This window comes from Echinicola strongylocentroti, assembly GCF_003260975.1.
Lineage (GTDB): Bacteria > Bacteroidota > Bacteroidia > Cytophagales > Cyclobacteriaceae > Echinicola > Echinicola strongylocentroti.
This window is the reverse complement of record NZ_CP030041.1, coordinates 1,486,296-1,503,671: the sequence shown is the minus strand read 5'-3', so window position 1 is coordinate 1,503,671 and position 17,376 is coordinate 1,486,296. Positions and strand designations below refer to the sequence as shown.

The 17,376-nt window shown below is 43.7% G+C and carries 12 protein-coding genes; 11 read left to right on the top strand and 1 reads right to left on the bottom strand.

The genetic code is table 11. The annotated features are described in order from the left end of the window. The first annotated feature begins 387 nt into the window (after positions 1-387). The 3 genes from DN752_RS05705 (at position 388) to DN752_RS05695 (ending at position 3,994) form a co-directional block, all read left to right on the top strand. Entirely contained in the window at positions 388-966 is a 579-nt protein-coding gene (locus DN752_RS05705; protein WP_112783053.1) for a DUF2911 domain-containing protein, read from the top strand. A 219-nt stretch (positions 967-1,185) separates the two neighbouring features. Beyond that, positions 1,186-3,621, top strand: coding sequence for a penicillin acylase family protein (locus DN752_RS05700; protein WP_112783052.1), 2,436 nt, complete (start codon positions 1,186-1,188; stop codon positions 3,619-3,621). A 1-nt stretch (position 3,622) separates the two neighbouring features. Continuing rightward, a complete protein-coding gene (locus DN752_RS05695; protein WP_112783051.1) occupies positions 3,623-3,994 on the top strand; it encodes a hypothetical protein in 372 nt (123 codons plus the stop codon). Positions 3,995-5,229: 1,235 nt separating this feature from the next. On the opposite strand, the gene DN752_RS05690 is transcribed toward DN752_RS05695, so the two are convergent. Beyond that, positions 5,230-5,733, bottom strand: a complete 504-nt coding sequence (locus DN752_RS05690) for a UpxY family transcription antiterminator (protein ID WP_112786440.1) — start codon at positions 5,731-5,733, stop codon at positions 5,230-5,232. 986 nt (positions 5,734-6,719) lie between these two features. Here DN752_RS05690 and menD point away from each other — a divergent pair. From menD to DN752_RS05650, 8 genes are all read left to right on the top strand, one after another. Then, on the top strand, positions 6,720-8,456 hold the full coding sequence (gene menD, locus DN752_RS05685) for a 2-succinyl-5-enolpyruvyl-6-hydroxy-3-cyclohexene-1-carboxylic-acid synthase (protein ID WP_112783050.1): 1,737 nt from the start codon (positions 6,720-6,722) through the stop codon (positions 8,454-8,456). Between the two features lie 13 nt (positions 8,457-8,469). Then, a complete protein-coding gene (locus tag DN752_RS05680; RefSeq protein ID WP_162633130.1) occupies positions 8,470-9,999 on the top strand; it encodes a lipopolysaccharide biosynthesis protein in 1,530 nt (509 codons plus the stop codon). After that, positions 9,996-10,874: an SDR family NAD(P)-dependent oxidoreductase gene (locus DN752_RS05675; protein WP_112783048.1), complete on the top strand. Its 879-nt coding sequence runs from the start codon at positions 9,996-9,998 to the stop codon at positions 10,872-10,874. The genes DN752_RS05680 and DN752_RS05675 overlap by 4 nt, the downstream gene beginning before the upstream one ends. A gap of 165 nt (positions 10,875-11,039) precedes the next feature. Next, complete coding sequence (locus DN752_RS05670; protein WP_112783047.1) at positions 11,040-12,356, top strand: UDP-glucose dehydrogenase family protein; 1,317 nt, start codon at positions 11,040-11,042, stop codon at positions 12,354-12,356. A 39-nt stretch (positions 12,357-12,395) separates the two neighbouring features. Next, positions 12,396-13,481: an SDR family oxidoreductase gene (locus DN752_RS05665; RefSeq protein ID WP_112783046.1), complete on the top strand. Its 1,086-nt coding sequence runs from the start codon at positions 12,396-12,398 to the stop codon at positions 13,479-13,481. Positions 13,482-13,517: 36 nt separating this feature from the next. Next, on the top strand, positions 13,518-14,516 hold the full coding sequence (locus tag DN752_RS05660; protein WP_112783045.1) for a mannose-1-phosphate guanylyltransferase: 999 nt from the start codon (positions 13,518-13,520) through the stop codon (positions 14,514-14,516). A gap of 81 nt (positions 14,517-14,597) precedes the next feature. Then, a complete protein-coding gene (cysQ, locus tag DN752_RS05655; RefSeq protein ID WP_211324162.1) occupies positions 14,598-15,383 on the top strand; it encodes a 3'(2'),5'-bisphosphate nucleotidase CysQ in 786 nt (261 codons plus the stop codon). Positions 15,384-15,618: 235 nt separating this feature from the next. Beyond that, positions 15,619-16,938, top strand: a complete 1,320-nt coding sequence (locus tag DN752_RS05650) for a nucleotide sugar dehydrogenase (RefSeq protein WP_112783044.1) — start codon at positions 15,619-15,621, stop codon at positions 16,936-16,938. Positions 16,939-17,376: the final 438 nt, after the last annotated feature.

Genomic DNA, 17,376 nt, shown 5'->3' with positions numbered 1-17,376 from the left:
TACGGTAATGCCGAAAACTAAAGTGAAACGGCTGATTTTGAAGCAGTTTCAGGTCGCAACAGATAGGCTAATGCATATTCCGGGTTAAACCTACTTTTTCAGTCTATGTGAAATTTAGTCGGACGATAGTAAATGATTTTATGTAAAGATCAGCGATTAGCTGGGGGAATGAGGGAGATGATAGGCCGGATTTGGTTAATGGACTTTTGGGTGGTTAGGTTGTTTAGGGAATTTTAAAAAAAAACTACCTGAGAGCTAAAGGAATGGAGGATATGGGCGTGTGAATAGCGTTGGCGAGAAGCTTAAGCTCCTCGAATTATTTCAGGAAAATATAAGCCGAAGTAGAAAAAATGCATAAATTCGTCTTGAATCAATTATTGAATTCCTATGAGAAAGTTTGACACTTTATTTTTATTTGGTTGTTTTTTGTTGTTGGCAGGGCTGTCTAGTTGCGGAGGCAGTGGTAAAAACGAAAAGGAAGCAACCCAAGAGGAAGAGGCACAGGCCATGGAAATGAAAGAAGAAGAAAGGGCCAGTCCACTCGAAACTTCCCAAGGGAAAGTGGGAGGAAAAACACTTATGGTCCAATACGGCGCTCCATCCGTGAAAGGCCGGGAAATATGGGGTAACTTGGAGTCGTATGGCGAAGTGTGGCGCACGGGAGCAAATGAGGCGACTTATATCGATATCTCAGAAGATGTGTCTGTAGAAGGCAAGTCATTGTCCGCAGGGAAATATTCCCTCTTTACCATTCCCGTGAAAGAAGGTGACTGGACGGTGATCTTTAACTCCGATTGGAACTTGGAGCACGGACATTACCAGTATAAGGAAGAAAATGATGTGTTACGAGTGGAGGTAACCCCAGAGTGGTTAGAGGAAAATCAAGAACAGTTGAAAATCACCGTGGAAGAGCCGGGGATAGTTATTCGGTGGGAGAAGCTGCGCTTGCCGATTGCTATCCAATGATGGATTTCCTCGTGTATTAATCCTCGGTTTATCAAAAGGCTTCAGATTATGGAGCCTTTTGTCTTTTTATAGTAGCGTCCAAAAACAGTACTGTTTGACGACTTCTCTTTCAAAAACTCCGGGAAGGTAAAAGATAAGCGGTTTTTTCAATTGGAAATACATTTTTAAGGCTTAAATTCGGGAGTTATTGCCCGATATTACTTCTTAGTAGCTTATTTTATGAAATACTTTGGTTTTTTAATTGTTTTTATCATTTCGCTGGTTTTGGCTGTAGCGTTGTCCGTGAATTTTGGCCAAATACCTTCTTTGGGCTATTTGATGGATCCCTACCATGGGTTTTGGCAGAATGCTTACAGTGAAGATGAGCTGGCTGAAGAAGAATTAAGCGTGACCGGACTCAGTGCTCCCGTCAAAGTGATCTATGATAACCACCTTATTCCCCATATTTATGCCCAAAATGAGGCAGACCTTATGATGGCCCAAGGCTATGTCACTGCCAAGCACAGGTTATGGCAAATGGAATTCCAGACCAGGGCAGCTGCAGGAAGAATTTCTGAAATAATAGGAAGTGCAGCGCTTGATTTTGATAGGATGCAACGACGAAAGGGCTTGGGATATGGGGCCGAAATGGGGCTCCAGTTTCTCGAAGAAAATAATTCCGCCACGTTGGATTTAATAACGGCTTACACCAAAGGGGTCAATCAGTACATTGATCAATTGGACATGAGCAAGACACCTGTGGAGTACAAGATACTGGATTACAGGCCAGAGCACTGGACGAATTATAAGACGGTGTTACTGTTGAAGTACATGGCTGATATGTTGGTGGGAGACAAGGATATCGAATTCACTAATTTACGGAAGCAATTGGGAGAAACGATGGTCAATCGATTGTTTCCTGATAGACCAGCAAGTGGCGATCCAGTAATAGAAGCAGATCATCAATGGGATTTTGAACCGCTTGACGTGGTACGGCCAGATAGTATCGACTATCCTGATCTGTCCCTGCTCATCGAGCCTATCCCTTCACCTGAGCCGGGAGTGGGATCGAATAACTGGGCAGTTTCTGGAAGTAAGACCAAGAGTGGCCGTCCTATTTTGGCCAATGACCCCCATTTGGGACTTAATTTACCGAGTCTTTGGTATGCCATACAGCTTAGCACGCCTGATTTTACAGTGAAAGGAGCATCACTCCCTGGAGCACTGGGTGTCATCAGTGGATTTAACGAGAACATCGCTTGGGGTGTGACCAATGCCACAAGGGATGTAAGGGACTGGTACGCAATTGAGTTTAAAGACGACAATCGGTTGGAGTACCTTTATAATGACCAATGGATACAAAGTTCCATCCGGGTAGAGACTATCCAAATCAAAGGCGATGTCCCTCATCAGGACACGGTAATCTATACCCATTATGGGCCAGTAGTCTATGACAAAAGTTTTCATCCAAACAGTCAGAAGTTGAATTTTGCCTTAAAATGGACTGCCCATGAAGGCTCTAACGAACAAGGAACTTTCTTAGGGCTGAACAGGGCAAAGAACCATGCCGACTACCTTTCGGCGCTGGACCACTTTACAGCGCCAGCTCAGAATTTTGTGTTTGCTTCAAAAAACGGGGACATTGCCATGAAGGTTCAAGGGAAGTTCCCCTTAAAATGGCCAGAACAGGGCAAATACCTTATGGATGGAAACAATCCCCTGTTCGAATGGGGTGACTATATACCCTTCGACCAAAACCCTGCTACACTGAACCCTGATAGAGGGTTTGTCAGCTCAGCCAATCAATACTCAGTAGGGGAGTCTTATCCCTATTACATTTTTGATAATAGTTTTGAAGATTATAGAAATAGGAGGATCAATGATCGTCTGCGCGAAATGGAGAACATCACATTGGAAGACATGAAAGCCTTGCAGTTTGACGATTATGACCTCCATGCTGCGGAGGCATTGCCCCCGATGATCAATTATTTGACACAGGATACGACAATGATCTTAGGTGAGCATAACGAAGCATTGTTGGGAATTTTGCGTAAATGGGATTTTTATGCTGATCCTGATGCCAAAGGCCCAGTGATCTTTGATATTTGGTGGGGACACTTTAAGGACAGTGTGTGGAAATGGCTCGGTAGTGAAGGAGGGGCAGTGGTGTACCCGGATGATTTTACCACCACTTCCATAATGAAGAAAAGCCCTCAGGATAGTGTTTTTGACCTTGCCAGCACTCCGGAGATAAAAGAGGATGCTGTGGATCATTTAGTGAAGAGTTTTGAGGAAACAGCGATAGCTTGGGAAGCCCTTAAAGAAGAGAAAGGGGAAAACATCTCATGGTCAGCCTATAAAAACACTACGATACAGCATTTGGTGCCTAACTTCAAATCATTCAGTAGAGCAGGGATATTTACAGGAGGAGGAAGGAGCATTATCAATGCCACTAGTGAGCGACATGGGGCCAGCTGGAGGATGCTGGTAGAATTAGGGAATGATGTGAAGGCATTTGGGATTTATCCTGGCGGCCAATCAGGAAACCCCGGAAGTAAGTTTTACGATAATTTTATCGAAACTTGGGCGGAAGGAGAATACGTTGATTTTAGTTTCAGAGCTGAGTCCAGCACGGCCGATGCCCTTTTTACCACTACTTTAACACCGACAGACTGATATGAAATTCATACTTTGGTTAGCAGTATATATCATAGTGACTCTTTTATGTGGGCCATGGCTTACTTACTGGATGATGATGTTAGTTTGGGCGGTACTGGGAGCAGTCATTGGTGGAAAAGGAGCAAAGGTGTTTTTTGCAGCAGCATTGGGAGTGGGACTTACTTGGTTGGGAATGTCCTATTGGATAACGGTACATACCGCATCTGCCTTGCCGGGACAAATGGCAGAAATCATGGGAATGGGCAGTGCTGAGTTAATGATGTTGGTCACTGCCTTTTTAGGAATGGTAATTGGAGGGTTCAGCGCACTGACAGGAAACCGTTTCCGGAAATTGTTTGAGCGGAAATCCGTCTATTATTTCGATCGATAGTCATTTTGACATGACCGATTTTGTCCGTTTAGGGCGGATCGGGTCGCCATACCTGTATGCTATGGCGTAGATAGGCTAATGCATATTTCCATCTAACATCCCACTTCAAAAATAACCTGGTTGTTTTGAATGGCACGCAGATAACGCAGATTCAGCAGATTTTCGCTGATTTTTTTTTTAATTGGCCACAAAGTCGCGAAGTCACAAAGGGGTGGTGAATAGTGATTTGTCGTGTACTTGGCCTATTACTTTCCAAAATACTTAGCGTCTTGGTGCCTTAGTGGCTTGCTATTGATCCACCAAAAACAGTGAAGGTACCGATAGGATGACTAGATGCACATCCCCCTACGGTGACCTATGTGACTATGTTGTTACACATAAATCAAGCTCCAAAACATAACAGTTGTACGTGGTATTGAGTTAAAAACTCAAATTTACCTGGTTCCGCAGCACAGCTGTCGGAACAACCGTTGCCTTGGTGGCTTACTTTTTTGGCCACAAAGTCGGGAAGTCACAAAGAGGCGGTGGATAGTGATTTGTCGTGTACTTGGCCTATTACTTTCCAAAACACTTAGTGTCTTGGTGCCTTAGTGGCTCCCTATTGATTCACCAAAAACAGTGAAGGTACCGACAGGATGACTAGATGCACATCCCCCTACGGTGACCTATGTGACTATGTTGTTACACATAAATCAAGCTCCAAAACATAACAGTTGTACGTGGTATTGAGTTAAAAACTCAAATTTATTTGGTTCCGCAGCACAGCTGTCGGAACAACCGTTGCCTTGGTGGCTTACTTTTTTGGCCACAAAGTCGGGAAGTCACAAAGAGGCGGTGGATAGTGATTTGTCGTGTACTTGGCCTATTACTTTCCAAAACACTTAGTGTCTTGGTGCCTTAGTGGCTTGCTATTGATCCTCAAAAACAGTGAAGGTACTGACAGACTGATTAGATACATACCCCCCTACGGTGACCTATGTGACTATGTTGTTACACATAAATCAAGCTCCAAAACGTGACAGTTGTACGTGGTATTGAGTTAAAAACTCAAATTTACCTGGTTCCGCAGCACAGCTGTCGGAACAACCGGTGCCTTAGTGGCTCCCTATTGATCCACCAAAAACAGTGAAGGTACTGACAGACTGATTAGATACATATCGCCCTACGGTGACCTATGTATGTGTCTAATAAATTAGCTAGTTTACGTTGCTTCCTGAATGTCTTAGAATCCGGGGTTAAGCAACTATTTCCAGGAATTTTATGGGGATGTTGACCAATACGGTTTGGTGAATGCTAGGCACTCTAATGATGAAAAAATCTTGATTACCTTTTTGAATGCATTCTCCTTCGAAGCCCTGTAAAGGTCCACCTATGATTTTTACCTGCTGGCCTTCCTCGATGTCGGTAGTTTCGACTTCTACGGCTACGCCGGTTTCTACAATTCTCCTTATGGCGGCTATTTCCGACTCTCTTACGGTGGCATGGTCTCCAGAGAAATTGACAAATTTAACAGCTCCTTGAACTTGTAGCGCTTCCCAAAGTCGGTTTCTTTCTGATCGTACAAAAAGATATCCATTAAAAAGAGGGCGTTTTACCTTTTTCTTCCGGTCGCTCCACTGCCGGACTTCTTCGATCATGGGAAGGTAGTTTTCAACACCTTTCTCCTCCAATCGTTTTGCTACTTTCTTTTCAGCCCTTGGAGCTGTGTACATTACGTACCAACTGCTATCAGAATCCATTGTTATTACAATTTTAAAAACCCAAAAATGGTAATATATCCCTGTAATATCAAGCATTTTCATTGAGCGTGTAAAAAAACAGGGGAAATCATCCATGGATGCTCATTATCTAAATTAGGCCTAGTTTTAACCCTGCTTATGCATTAGGAATCGTTATAGACCGTAATAGATTGGCTAATGCCTATTTCAGGTTTAATGCAGTTAATTTATGGGTGGGCATAAGGGAGGTGCTATGAGTCCTTCAATCACTTTACTATAAGTAAGCTCAGTGTAAAGCTAAAGTCCAAGATGAGTGCTGACATCATCCAGAATTCCTTGACTAAACGGCATAGATTCCGGCTTAAAACTTCTCATGATCTACAATAGTATAGCTCCAAAAAAAGTACCTACCAAATCAGTCTCGTCAGGGGCTCTTGGGCGTATGGAAAGTGAGGTAGGTAGATGAGGCAATCGGTGAATGCTAGTGATCCGAAATACATAAAATAATTTTTTAAAAACAATTTTTTGTATTTAAAATAAAATGTTCTACTTTTAGAATATCAAATGAAACAGGGCATAAATGAAGTAAAGATGTCGTGATTTAACCAGAAGGGTAAGACATTCTCTAAAGTGGAATGCACTGATCGAGGAGTTTCGTGTTATTGGACTTGCCAGTGTTCTTTAAAGTCCAGTAGGGGGAATTTTGATATGCTGGAAAAATTGTTTGGCAATCCATGGCTTGGTATCTGGTGGAATCAAAAGAGGAACGGTAGATTTTGTAGGAGGGAGGATGGCCAAGTTAAAAAAATGCAACGTACCCAAGATACCTTAATCAATCTTTTAAAACCAAGCAAGCGGTAATTAGTCCCTTTTTATGGGGTGTCTAAAAGATGCTGTGAAAAAGCGGAAGGTAATCCTATGTCAGCCTAAGGCTGTTGTATGCTGTTTTACCATCCAGTCGAAACGAATAGATAAACGAAAAAAATAGGCATTTAAATATAGAAAGTATGTATTCAGATGATAGGTTAATTCTTCAGTTATTGTCTCTCCTGAAACAATTCAATGTAAGGAAAATAGTTGTTTCACCAGGAAGTAGGCATTTTTCCATTATTCATTCTATGGAAAAAGATAGTTTTTTTCAGCTGTATTCGGTAGTAGATGAAAGAAGTGCAGCATTTTTTGCATTGGGTTTGATACAGAAGTCCAATGAACCTGTTGCTGTGGCTTGTACCTCTGGTACGTCGACGATCAACTACGGTTCTGCGGTTGTAGAGGCTTTCTACCAGCATTTGCCCTTGCTTCTACTGACAGCAGATCGTCTTCCGGAATTGCTCAACCAAATGGAGGAGCAGATGTTCAAGCAAGATGATGTGTTTCGTAGTTTCGTCAAATTCGAAGGTCAGCTTAAAGAGGTCAAGAACGGTTTTGATGAATGGTATTGTAACCGCGTGATCAACGAGGGGCTAATGTCATTGACCTCCCGTGGTCCAGGACCGGTGCATTTGAATATCCCGATTGAGTCCCATCAGGGCGATACTTTTAGTACGGTGAACTTGCCTAAAGTAAGGAAAATCACCCGTACACGAGCAGATCTGGAGGATTTTCAATGGGGAGAATATGCGGAGAGGCTGAAAGGCAAGCGGATTTTGATCATTTGGGGCCAGTCAGCTCCCATGTCCGAGCAGCTGCGCAGATCACTGGACGCTTTCTGCGAAAGTTATAACTGTGCAATATTGTGTGACAAAACTTCCAATTGTCGTCACGAATATGCCATTGACAATGCCTTCGTCACATTACGGAACTTCTCTATTGACGAAGGTGCGAAGCGACTTCCAGACGTGGTGATTACTTTATTCGCCAATTACATATTTAACAATAACATAAAAAAGTACATCAGACGGTTTTCTCCAAAACTCGAGCACTGGAGTGTGGCGCCAAGTGGGGACATCATAGATCCGTTTCACAAGCTTACCGATGTATTCGAAATGGAGGAGGGATTCTTCTTCAGGAAAATGGCCACTCCATCTTATAAAGGTTCTACAGATTACCTGGTCAGTCTGAAGGCTATCTCACAACGGATCATGGAGCCCGAAGCAGCATTCAGTGAGCTGTATGCAGTGGGCCAACTGATGAAATCCATACCAAAGGGAGCTTCTTTGCATATAGCCAACAGTGCTTCGGCGAGGATGGCAAACCTGTTTGTGACTGATGAATCCATTAACGCCTATTGTAATCGTGGGGTAAACGGGATAGATGGATGTATGTCTGCTGCAGTTGGCTTTGCCGCAGCAGCGGATGAGCCGGTATATTTGGTAATCGGTGACCTTACCTTTTTCTATGACATGAATGCTCTGTGGAACAGACACCTATCGTCTAATTTGCGGATATTGCTGCTCAACAACGAAGGAGGAGCCATCATGCACCTGCCATTGAAAGAATCACTTGCTGATGTCCTTTCTAAGCATATATCTGCAGGACACCAGACTTCTGCCAAGGGATGGGTAGAATCCTTGGGTATGAAATATAATGCTGCCAGAAATCAAGAGGAATGTAACGCCGCAGTGGATTGGCTGTCAGATCCAAATGAGCAAGGGCCAATGGTCCTTGAAGTCTTTACCAAGAAAGAGGTGGATATTAAGATCCTCAAAAAATATTTTGGCAGCTTGAACCGAGAAACGAAGTTTGATAAAGCGAAGCTTAAGGTATCCCAGAAGATCGATAAGTTCGTCAATAAAAACCATTAAGGGTAACATATAGATGTCATCAAAGAATACGCGAATTGCCAAGAATTCGTTATCACTGTACCTTCGGATGCTGATAACGATGGGTGTTTCGCTTTATACCGCAAGGGTAGTGTTACAGACCCTAGGGGTCAGTGATTACGGGCTGAACACGGTAGTTGGTGGAGTGGTAACGATGTTCTCTTTCCTGAGTGGCACCATGGCTTCGGCTACCCAGCGGTTCTTGAACTATGAACAGGGTACCGAGAATGGCAACAGCCTCAGAAAGGTCTTTAGTACTAGTCTTTATATCCATTACCTCATTGCATTGGTAGTGTTGGTATTGGCAGAGACGGCAGGACTTTGGTTTTTGAACACTCGGTTGAACATCCCCGAGGGAAGGATGGTTGCTGCTAACTGGGTTTACCAGTTTTCGATACTTTCCTTTGTGCTGACCGTGATCAATGTGCCCTATAATGCAGCCATCATTGCCAACGAGCGAATGACTGCCTTTGCCTATATCAGCATTATTGATGTGATCTTGAAGCTGTTGATTGTCTACCTGCTCCAGTTGTTCATGATGGACAAACTGATACTGTACGGATTTCTGACTTTCTGCGTCACATTTGTGGTCAGGATGGCCGTGCGTTGGTATGCTAGAAGAAATTTCGGGGAATGTAAGGTAGGTGTGAGCAAGGATGATACTTTCTTTAAAAAGATGTTGGGATTCTCAGGATGGACGATGCTGAGCAGTATATCGGTGGTGCTCCGGAACCAGGGGATTGCAGTAGTTCTCAATATGTTTTTCGGAACGGTCGTGAACGCAGCCCAAGGGATATCTAATCAGATCAATACGGTGGTGACTACCTTTGCAAGGAACTTTACCCAGGCAGTGAACCCACAGATCGTCAAGCAGTATGCTGCAGGTGATCTGACAGGCATGAAAAAGCTGCTTGTCACCAGTGTGAAGATGTCCTTTTTCCTCATACTGCTGATCTCGTTGCCGATATTTATTGAAGCACCTTTTATACTAAAGCTTTGGCTGGGGGAGGTGCCAGAACATACCGTGTTGTTTGTCAGACTGGTGATGGTCAAGGCATTGATAGAGTCCTATGCCAACCCTGTGGCCACTGCACAATCCGCAACGGGAAATGTGAGAAATTACCATATTACCTTGAGCATTATTGGACTATTGAATCTACCAATCAGTTACTTTATGCTCACTATAGGGTATGAACCTGAGTCTACCTTGGTGGTGGCGATCCTTTTGTCCGCATTGATTAGTTTTATCAGGGTGTCGTTCCTAAGGAAGTCCATCGGATTTAAATTCAGGGATTTCCTGGTTGGAGTGCTGGTGCCTTCCTTGGTCGTGATATTGTTGGCGATCCCCTTACCGGGCTACTTGTACTATACAATACCAACAAACTTGGTGAACTTTATAATAAAAGTCCTTTGTGCCTGTACCACTGTCCTTACCGCAGTGTATCTGGTAGGACTATCAAAGCAGGAGCGGAATTTTATCAATAATATCGTTGTCAAGAAAATATTAGGAAAACGTAAAAAATGAAAAATTTCATCAAGAGATTGGTTCCCAAAAGTATGAGGAACAAAATTAAGGGGATGGCCCCCGGGAACACAGGTGGTGTGTCTGTAGCTGTACCCTATACGATTCAGGTGTCCACACCAGGACTGCTCAAAGGGAAGGTAGCAGTGGTGACAGGAGGTAGCGGAGCCATTGGTAGGGCCATCTGTTGCCGGCTGGCCGCTGACGGCGCCATGGTGGTAGTATGTGGCATGAGCCATGATAAGATGCAAGGTGTGGTAGATGAAATCAAGGCCAATGGCGGTCAGGCGGTGAAGAAGCAACTTGATATTTCGAGTGAGGAAAAAATCAAGGAATTCTATCAATGGCTGAAAGATACCTTCCACCAGTTGGATATTTTGGTAAATTGCGCTGGTGGAAGTGCAAGGCAGGCCAGTAGGCCAATTTATGAATTGGAGACAGAGACAATAGACACTACTTTGCATGTAAATCTACGAGGAGCGATACTTTGTACACGGGAGGCTTCAAAAATGATGGTAGAGGCAAAGAAGGGAGCCATCATATCGGTCACCTCTGTAATCGGTGAGCATGGCAAGGCCAAGTTTTCCGAATATGCAGCTGCAAAAGCAGGTATAATCGCCTTTACCAAATCCATTGCCATGGAGCTTGGTAGCTTGGATATCACTGCCAACTGCGTGTCGCCGGGAATCGTACAGCGGGGAACGATCACACCTGCACAAATGGCTAAACTAAAGAAGACCAATTATATGAATACCTATGGCCGGCCTGAGGATATTTCCGAAATGGTGGCCTACCTAACAAGGGAAGAGGGTAAATTTATCACGGGACAAAATTTCAAGGTTGACGGAGGTAGAAGCTTGGGGTTGAAAGGAGATTGACCGATAAAGAAAGGAAATGTCGTATAACAGATAGTAACAGGTTTGAGCTGGAAAAGGATATAATGTTGTTTTCGGCCGTCAGAAACCATAAAAGTAAATACAATAGATTTTTAATATAACCATACTATATAACAATCGATCATTTAACAAATAACAGCTAGAAAAATGAAAATCACAGTCGTAGGAACCGGATATGTAGGCTTGGTCTCAGGAGCCTGTTTTGCCGATGTAGGTATCGAAGTGGTCTGCGTTGACATTGACCAAAAGAAAATCGATAAGCTCAAAAATGGGATCATGCCTATTTATGAACCGGGCTTAGAGGAAATTGTGGTAAGAAACTATGAAAGTGGAAGGTTGTCCTTCTCTACTAACCTAGGGGAGGCTATCCAAGATTCTGAAGTGGCTTTTATAGCAGTAGGGACACCTCCTGGCGAGGATGGTTCTGCTGACCTTAAATATGTGCTTGCTGTAGCAGATGAAATCGGCAAGACCATGTCTGACTATATAGTAGTGGCCACCAAAAGTACTGTGCCAGTGACTACAGGCTGCAAGGTGAAAGAAGCCATTCAGAATGCACTTGACAAGCGAAAGAGTGATTTGCCATTTGCGGTAGCATCGAATCCTGAATTCTTGAAAGAAGGTGCCGCGGTAGAGGACTTTTTGAAGCCAGATAGAATAGTCATTGGTGTAGAAGAGGAAAGAGCAGAAGAGATTATGAGGCGTCTTTATAAGCCTTTTCAGCTGAGTGGAGATAGAATAATCTACATGGATATTCCTTCGGCAGAGATGACCAAATATACTGCCAATGCGATGCTGGCTACCAAGATCAGTTTCATGAATGACATCGCCAATCTATGTGAGCTGGTGGGAGCCGATGCCAACATGGTAAGGGCAGGGATTGGCTCAGACCCAAGAATTGGGAATAAATTTATCTATCCAGGTGTAGGATACGGTGGAAGCTGCTTTCCCAAGGATGTAAAAGCCATCATCAGAACGGCCAAGACATACGGCTATGATCTACGTGTGCTCCAGTCTGTAGAAGCAGTAAATGAGGACCAGAAACATACTTTGGTGAAGAAGGTGAAGAAACATTTTGGAGATGACCTTAGTGGTATGACCTTCGCCATGTGGGGACTGAGCTTTAAGCCAAATACCGACGATATGAGAGAAGCACCAGCTATTGTGATGATCAATGAGCTGCGTGCAGCAGGGGCAAAAGTAAAGGCCTATGACCCGATTGCGATGGAAGAAGCCAAAGAAGTATATGTAGGCGATAAGGTGACTTATTGCGATGATGCATACGACGCTTGCGTGGATGCCGATGCATTGCTTCTGGTCACAGAATGGTCTGAGTTCAGGATGCCAAGTTGGAGTGCATTGGGTAAGTTGCTTACCAATAAAGTGGTTTTTGATGGACGGAATATTTACGATCGTAAGTACCTTAAGGAAATGGGCTTTGAGCATTATGGTATCGGAATCTAATTATGCTTAACTTTAATAAGTGTAATTGACACCGAACTTATGGGAAAGGAAAAATTAACTTCAGAGCTCTCAGGAGCTAAGGTTTTGGTCACAGGTGGAGCCGGGTTTATCGGCTCCAACCTGATTGACACTTTATTGGAAGCTGAAAATAAGGTGGTATGTTTGGATAACTTTTCGACAGGTAAGCCTGAAAATCTGGAAAATGCCAAAAAATCGCCTTTATTTACCATGCTGGAAGGGGATATTCGTGATGCAGCTACCTGTCAAAAAGCAGTAGAAGGCTGTGAAGTGGTATTTCATCAGGCCGCCCTCGGATCGGTACCTAGGTCTATTGCAGATCCTATGACCACTACCGATGTCAATATTGGAGGTTTCGTGAAGGTTCTTTTTGCAGCCAAAGAGGCGGGTGTAAAAAGGGTAGTGTATGCTGCCAGCTCCTCTACCTATGGTGATCATTCGACCTTGCCAAAAGTAGAGCATGTTATAGGAAATGCACTCTCCCCCTATGCCATTACCAAATATGTGGATGAGCTGTTTGCCAAAAATTTTGCAGATATCTATGGGCTTGAAACCATTGGCCTCCGCTATTTTAACGTATTCGGCAGAAGACAGGATCCTGATGGGGCCTATGCTGCTGTCATACCTAAATTTGTACAAACGCTGATAAAAGGCCAGCAGCCAAAAATCAATGGGGATGGATCCTTTTCGAGGGATTTTACCTATATCGATAATGTCATCCAGGCAAATATCAAAGCTGCTGTAGGGAACACTGAGGAAATTAAAGATAAGCTTGGGGACTATTATGCCCAAGTTGCCCAGGATTTCTCTAAGGAAGCAGTATTGTCAGAGGTTTTTAATGTAGCTTTTGGTGAGCGGGTAAGCCTGAACCAGTTGGGAGAATATTTAAAAACAGAATTGTCCAAGTTTGAACCGGGAATAGCCAATATAGCGTTTGAATATGGTCCACAGCGGGCAGGTGATGTGCCTCATTCTTTGGCGTCGATAGACAAAGCTAGAGGAGTATTAGGGTATGAACCTGCTTTTTCCATGAAAGAAGGGCTTGAAGCGGCATGTGACTGGTATTGGAACAGTTTTAGAACTGCCAATGTAGAAATGCCCCGATAGTGACGGTTTTTAATTATAACTTAGATTTATTATCCCATGAAAATAATAAATATCGTATTGTCTGGAGGAGTAGGGAGTAGACTGTGGCCGCTCTCTCGCAAAAGCTGTCCAAAACAATACCTGCCAATTTTTGAAGAAAAAACACTATTTCAAAAGACCGTAGAACGAAATTCAGGTCTTTGTGACCAGCTCATGATCGTGGGCAATAAAGCCAATTATGAATTGTCCAGAAAGGACGTGAATGACTTGGGGATAACCGATTATGCAGAGGTAATCGAGGCTTGCCCCAGAAATACGGCCGCCGCCATTGCCTTTGCGGCGTTGAGTTGTGATCCAGAGGATGTGTTGTTTGTGACTCCCTCGGACCACCTGATTACTTCTGGAGAAGCTTATTCCAAAAGTGTAGAAAGAGCTATCGCTTTGGCGAAAGAAGATCAGATTGTCACCTTTGGACTGAAACCCACAAGGCCTGAGACAGGTTTTGGGTATATCGAAGCCAAGGGAGAGGAAGTGAAAGGCTTTCGTGAGAAACCGGATTTGGAAACGGCCAAACTCTTTTTGGAAAAGGGCAATTTCCTGTGGAATTCTGGAATGTTTTGTTTTAAGGCCCAGGTATTCTTGACTGAACTGGAGCAATATGAGCCAGAAGTATATCATCGATCCCAAGAAGCAATCAAAGCGGCTGACAATGGTTTTTTGGATAGAGAACTGTCCATGAAGATCCCGTCTATTTCGGTGGACTATGCCGTGATGGAACGGACCCAAAAGATAAAAGTAGTGCCTTCGTCATTTGGGTGGTCGGACATGGGGTCCTTTGAGTCGGTTTTTGAATACATGGAACAACACGGTTATAGTGCAGATGAACAAGGTAATATGATCATCGGCAGTGATATTCATACTGAATTTGTTGGCCTTGAAAACACGATATTGGTACAGACCAAAGACGCTATCCTTGTACTAAAGAAGGAAAGTGCCCAAGAGGTAAAAAAGGTATTTGAAAAATTGGAGAAAAATAAACCTGATTTGGTTAATTAAACCCAGAATATGCATTAGCCTATCTATTACGATTACCAATGCATAAACCGGGTTAAATGACACTAAATTAGGAGGAGTGCCATGCAAATCAATCTTAAAGAGCTAACCAGTACAGCTGTCAAGGCTTCAAAGGCAGCGGGGGATGAGATCATGAGGATTTACCATTCGGCAGATTTTGGTGTCGAATATAAAAAAGATGACTCCCCCTTGACCAAAGCCGACAAAGCAGGGCATGATGCTATCATAGATATCTTGAAGGAAACAGGGTTACCTGTCCTGTCCGAAGAAGGGAATGATATTCCCTATGAGACTCGAAAGGAATGGGACTATTTCTGGATGGTGGATCCCTTGGACGGAACCAAAGAGTTTATAAAAAAAAGTGGAGAATTTACGGTCAATATTGCCTTGATACATAAGGGCAGTCCAGTGCTCGGTGTAGTATATGCTCCCGTACTGGAGTGGATGTATTGGGGCAATGCGCTCGAGGGCGCTTGGAAACAGGAGAAAGAAGAGACGCCGTTCCAACTGACTCCTCCCGAGAAGGAGGAAGTGAAGACCTTGGTCGTTAGCCTTTCACATCAGAGTCCAGAAACCAAGGCTTTTATGGAAAAGTATCCAGGTGCTGAAATCATCAGCATGGGGAGTTCCTTAAAATTCATGCTCGTGGCAGAAGACAAAGCCCAGATTTATCCCCGTTTTGCCCCGACGATGGAATGGGACACTGCAGCAGCACATGGAGTCGTATTGGCCATGGGAGGACAAGTTTTACAGGCCAAAAAAGGAGTTCCATTGGTTTATAATAAAGAGGATCTCTTGAACCCTTGGTTCATTGTAAGCATACAGTCTTTGGTAGCGGATGACCTCTAGCCATGCGGTTTCCTTTGGCCAATTAGGAAGAGGTGCAGCCAAAATGGTTGCACCTTTCCTCGTTTATCCGCATTTTGGAAAAATAGTAATAAACTCCGGGTTGAATTACCCGCAGCGGAACTATTCTGGAAGGATGTGATGTAAATACAGCCTTGTACTGTTATCTTTGTGGCCAACCTTATTTTATTACGATAAATTAAATTTGATACTAATTACTTTATAATTAATACTACTCATGAATACACTACTTTTTCCTCTTGAAGACGCTAAGATTTCCGTTATTGGTTTGGGCTATGTTGGCCTACCTCTGGCGGTAGAGTTTGCTAAAAAATACCCTGTTGTCGGGTTCGATATTTCCTCTTCCCGTGTAAGTCAGCTTTCCCAAGGAATTGACCATACGCTGGAGGTGGAGGATGAACTGTTGCAGTCGGTGTTGGAGACTTCCAAAAGTTATTTAGATCAGAAAAAGGGCGGCTTTTACCCCACATCAGACCCCCGGGATATTGCAGATAGTAATGTTTATGTAGTTACCGTGCCTACACCTACAGACAAGCACAATAGGCCTGTATTGACACCTATGCTCAAAGCCTCGGAATCTATCAGCAAGGTGCTGAAAAAAGGAGATGTGGTCGTGTATGAATCAACAGTGTATCCAGGCGTCACCGAGGAGGAATGCGTACCGGTGCTGGAGAGTGGTTCTGGTTTAACGTTCAATCAGGACTTTTTTGTAGGGTATTCTCCAGAGCGGATCAATCCGGGTGACAAAGAACATACGGTGTCCAAGATACTGAAGGTAACCTCAGGGAGTTGTCCCGAAGCAGCTGATTTTATTGATGATCTTTACAAGTCGGTGATAACGGCGGGGACCTTCAAGGCTACCTCTATTAAAGTGGCTGAAGCTGCCAAGGTCATTGAGAATTCCCAGCGGGATATCAATATTGCTTTTGTGAATGAGCTCTCCAAAATCTTCAATCTCTTGGATATCGATACGCAGGAGGTACTTGAAGCGGCTGGTACTAAGTGGAACTTCCTCCCCTTTCGTCCCGGTTTGGTAGGCGGCCACTGCATCAGTGTAGATCCTTTTTACTTGGCCCAAAAGGCACAAGAAGTAGGCTATCACCCTGAAATTATCCTAGCGGGAAGAAGGCTGAATGACTCTATGGGCAAGCACGTAGCTACCGAAGTGATCAAGCACATGATGAGAAAAGACCTCAAGGTGATGGAATCAAAGGTGCTGATCCTAGGCTTTACCTTCAAGGAAGACTGCCCAGATGTCCGCAATACGAGAGTAATTGATATTTACCAAGAGCTGAGAAATTTTGACATTAATGTGGACGTTTATGATCCATGGGCAAACTCAGAAGAAGTGGCCCATGAATACAAAATCAATGTACTGAGTTCTGAGAAACAGCCTGACCTTTCCGAATATTCGGCGATTATTTTGGCCGTTGCCCATAAGGAATTTAAAGCATGGACTATCCAAAAGTCCGATAAACAGGTGGTGTACGATGTCAAGGGCATGTTGGATAAAACCTTGGTCGATGCTCGACTATAAGGGGAGATTCAGGTAACCAGTCTGTCGGTGCCTTCACTGTTTTTGGTGGATCAATAGCAAGCCACTAAGGCACCAAGACACTAAGTGTTTTGGAAAGTAATAGGCCAGGCCAAGTACGCGACACATCACTATTCACTACCCCTTTGTGACTTCGAGACTTTGTGGCCAAAAAAAGTAAGTCATAAACGCAACGGTTGTTCCGACAGCTGTGCTGCGGAACCAGATAAAATTGAGTTTTTAACTCAATACCACGTACAACTGTTATGTTTTGAGCTTGATTTATGTGTAACAACATAGTCACATAGGTCACAGTAGGGGGGATGCATCTATTCATCCTGTCGGTACCTTCACTGTTTTTGCTGGATCAATAGCAAGCCACTAAGGCACCAAGACACTAAGTAGTTTTGGAAAATAATAGGCCCGGCCAAGTACGCGACA

Excerpts from the sequence above, each read along its gene's own strand:
- DN752_RS05705 (WP_112783053.1), top strand. The coding sequence starts at position 388 with ATGAGAAAGTTTGACACTTTATTTTTATTTGGTTGTTTTTTGTTGTTG.
- DN752_RS05700 (WP_112783052.1), top strand. The coding sequence starts at position 1,186 with ATGAAATACTTTGGTTTTTTAATTGTTTTTATCATTTCGCTGGTTTTG.
- DN752_RS05695 (WP_112783051.1), top strand. The coding sequence starts at position 3,623 with ATGAAATTCATACTTTGGTTAGCAGTATATATCATAGTGACTCTTTTA.
- DN752_RS05690 (WP_112786440.1), bottom strand. The coding sequence starts at position 5,733 with ATGGATTCTGATAGCAGTTGGTACGTAATGTACACAGCTCCAAGGGCT.
- menD (WP_112783050.1), top strand. The coding sequence starts at position 6,720 with ATGTATTCAGATGATAGGTTAATTCTTCAGTTATTGTCTCTCCTGAAA.
- DN752_RS05680 (WP_162633130.1), top strand. The coding sequence starts at position 8,470 with ATGTCATCAAAGAATACGCGAATTGCCAAGAATTCGTTATCACTGTAC.
- DN752_RS05675 (WP_112783048.1), top strand. The coding sequence starts at position 9,996 with ATGAAAAATTTCATCAAGAGATTGGTTCCCAAAAGTATGAGGAACAAA.
- DN752_RS05670 (WP_112783047.1), top strand. The coding sequence starts at position 11,040 with ATGAAAATCACAGTCGTAGGAACCGGATATGTAGGCTTGGTCTCAGGA.
- DN752_RS05665 (WP_112783046.1), top strand. The coding sequence starts at position 12,396 with ATGGGAAAGGAAAAATTAACTTCAGAGCTCTCAGGAGCTAAGGTTTTG.
- DN752_RS05660 (WP_112783045.1), top strand. The coding sequence starts at position 13,518 with ATGAAAATAATAAATATCGTATTGTCTGGAGGAGTAGGGAGTAGACTG.
- cysQ (WP_211324162.1), top strand. The coding sequence starts at position 14,598 with ATGCAAATCAATCTTAAAGAGCTAACCAGTACAGCTGTCAAGGCTTCA.
- DN752_RS05650 (WP_112783044.1), top strand. The coding sequence starts at position 15,619 with ATGAATACACTACTTTTTCCTCTTGAAGACGCTAAGATTTCCGTTATT.